This is a genomic window from Rathayibacter sp. AY1D2 (assembly GCF_002932695.1).
Lineage (GTDB): Bacteria > Actinomycetota > Actinomycetes > Actinomycetales > Microbacteriaceae > Rathayibacter.
In genome coordinates, this window is the sequence record NZ_PSVX01000117.1 from 1 (window position 1) to 2,685 (window position 2,685).

The following is a 2,685-nucleotide window of genomic DNA, read 5'->3' on the forward strand; positions in this document are numbered from 1 at the left end:
GCCGCCTCGTCCACGAGGCCGGCGGACAGGTGTACGTGGACGGCGCGAACCTCAACGCGCTCCTCGGCTTCGCCCGCTTCGGAGACTTCGGCGGCGACGTCTCGCACCTCAACCTGCACAAGACGTTCTGCATCCCGCACGGTGGAGGCGGTCCCGGCGTCGGTCCCGTCGCCGCGAAGGCGCACCTCGCGCCGTTCCTGCCCGGCCACCCGCTCGCGCAGCGGCTCGAGCACGGCGTGGGCACGCAGGGCGAGCGGATCGTCCACGGCGGCGCACCGGTGTCGGCAGCTCCCTACGGCAGCCCCGGCATCCTGCCGATCTCGTGGGCGTACGCCCGGATGATGGGCGAGGAGGGCCTGCGGGCCGCGACCGGGGCGGCCGTCCTCTCGGCCAACTACGTCGCCGCGCGCCTCCGCGAGCACTACCCGGTGCTCTACACGGGGGACAACGGGCTCGTCGCCCACGAGTGCATCCTCGACATCCGCCCGCTGACGGCGGCGACCGGAGTGACCGTGGACGACGTCGCCAAGCGCCTCGTCGACTACGGCTTCCACGCGCCGACCATGAGCTTCCCCGTCGCCGGGACCCTGATGGTCGAGCCGACGGAGAGCGAGGACCTCGCCGAGATCGACCGCTTCATCGACGCGATGATCGGGATCCGGGCCGAGGCCGACCGCGTCGGCGCGGGGGAGTGGCCGGTTGACGACAACCCGCTGCGCGGCGCCCCGCACACCGCCGAGTGCCTGACGGCCGAGGAGTGGACGCACCCGTACAGCCGCGAGGAGGCCGTCTACCCGGTCCGCTCGCTGGTGCGCGGCAAGTACTGGCCGCCGGTCCGCCGGATCGACCAGGCCTACGGCGACCGCAACCTCGTCTGCGCCTGCCCGCCCATCGAGGCCTTCGCCTGATCCGCCCGCACGCGCTCGTCCGCAACCGAGGGTGAGAGAGCAGGAACGGAGCCCCGAGCCCGTCCTCGGCTCTCCGACCCTCGGTTGCGGGCACCGTCGGTCCCTCACAGGCGCGGAGTGGGGCGCAGTCCTCCCGATCCGGGGGGAACGGCGCACGGCGACTCCGATGCACGAGGGAGCCCGACCGTGTGGAACGCGTGGTGGAGGTGCTGGCAGGCAGGGCTCGACGGAGTAGTGACGAGCGAGCAGCTCCACCGTGCGGGCGTCACGCCGCGGCAGTGGAGAGCCGCGGCGCGGTCCTGCGGCTCCTCGGATGCGATCGGTCCGACGTCACGTCCGCGGAGCCGGCGGCGCGAACAGCTCGGGCCAGAGGGCGACGGCCAACGGGTACCCGACGAACGAGACGATGTCGATGATCGAGTGGGCGATCACCAGGGGCAGGGTGCGGCCGAAGCGCTGGTAGAACAGTCCGAACACCAGGCCCATGACCACGTTCCCGATGAAGGGCCCGATGCCCTGGTACAGGTGGTAGCTGCCCCGGAGCAGCGCACTGGTCACCAGGATCCGCCACCGCCCCCAGCCCAGATCGCCCAGGCGGGCGAAGAGGTACCCGATCACGACGACCTCCTCCTGCACTCCCGCCCGGATCGCGGAGAGCACGAGCACCGGCACCGTCCACCAGTACGCGTCCAGCGGCGAGGCCACCACCGCCACGGTGATGCCCAGCGCGCGTCCGACGGCGTACAGCGCGATGCCCGGCGCGCCGATCGCCACCGCGAGGACGGTCCCGGTCCCCAGGTCCGCGAACGGCCGGCGCAGGTCGAGCCCCAGGCGCCCGAGCGGACGGCCCGAGCTCTGCCAGAGCAGGAACGCGCAGAGGGCCACCGGCACCAGGTCGAAGAAGAGCGCGAGCAGCTGGTAGACGAGGTCGAAGCCCGGGCGGTCGCTGAGGGCGCCGTTGATCGTCGCGGTCTGGTCGGCCAGTGCGGTCGAGCGGGTGAGCCGGTTGGCGATGGAGACCACCGAGTAGACCGCGGAGGCGCCCAGCGAGAGCCCGAGGACCAGCAGGATCTCGATGCGGATCCGGCGCCGTCCGGGCGCGGATCCTGACAGGTCGGTGGACACTCCGTGCGTCTCCTCTGAAGTCGATGTGTTGCGCGACGGCCGCCCGGTACGCACGTTTCGTGCAGAACAGCGCAAGGATTCCACCTCCCGGTTACCGCTGTGTAACGGTTGCCACATGCTTTTGTGCAGATAGCGGGCGAATACATAGTCTCGTTGAAGGCATCCGCGCGACGGCCACCAGTCTCGTGCGCCGCCGCCGTCGCCACGCGCACGGCACTCCACGCGTCAGGGAAACCACTTCTCGCGCGCCCCCACATCACTGGAGGAATAGTGAACATCAGACGTTACGGATTCGGGGCTCTGGCGCTCGTCGCCGCGAGCACGCTGGTCCTGGCCGGCTGCAGCAGCTCGAACGACTCGGGCGGAGGTGCATCGGGAGGCGACGCCGCCGCGATCATCTCCACGAACGGCTCCGAGCCGCAGAACCCGCTGATCCCGACGAACACCAACGAGGTGGGCGGCGGCAAGATCCTCGACGAGATCTTCGCGGGCCTGGTCTACTACGACGCCAAGGGCGCCCCCGAGAACGACGTCGCCGAGTCCATCGAGTCGGACGACGCGCAGAACTACACGATCACAATCAAGTCGGGCCTGACCTTCACGAACGGCGACCCGGTCACCTCCAGCTCGTTCATCGACGCCTGGAACTACG

2 protein-coding genes and 1 pseudogene are annotated in these 2,685 nt (G+C 70.6%); 2 read left to right on the top strand and 1 reads right to left on the bottom strand.

Annotation, left to right across the window (positions count from 1 at the left end):
* Positions 1–908: pseudogene (locus tag C5D04_RS17615) on the top strand (glycine dehydrogenase (aminomethyl-transferring)); the annotation flags it as partial.
* A gap of 330 nt (positions 909–1,238) precedes the next feature.
* Here C5D04_RS17615 and C5D04_RS17620 read toward each other — a convergent pair.
* The gene (locus tag C5D04_RS17620; RefSeq protein WP_258059269.1) at positions 1,239–2,033 is read right to left on the bottom strand and encodes a CPBP family intramembrane glutamic endopeptidase; all 795 of its coding nucleotides are present in this window, start codon (positions 2,031–2,033) and stop codon (positions 1,239–1,241) included.
* Positions 2,034–2,303: 270 nt separating this feature from the next.
* Here C5D04_RS17620 and C5D04_RS17625 point away from each other — a divergent pair.
* Positions 2,304–2,685, top strand: a 382-nt coding sequence (locus C5D04_RS17625) for an ABC transporter substrate-binding protein (RefSeq protein WP_374954395.1), incomplete at its 3' end; no start/stop codon positions are given.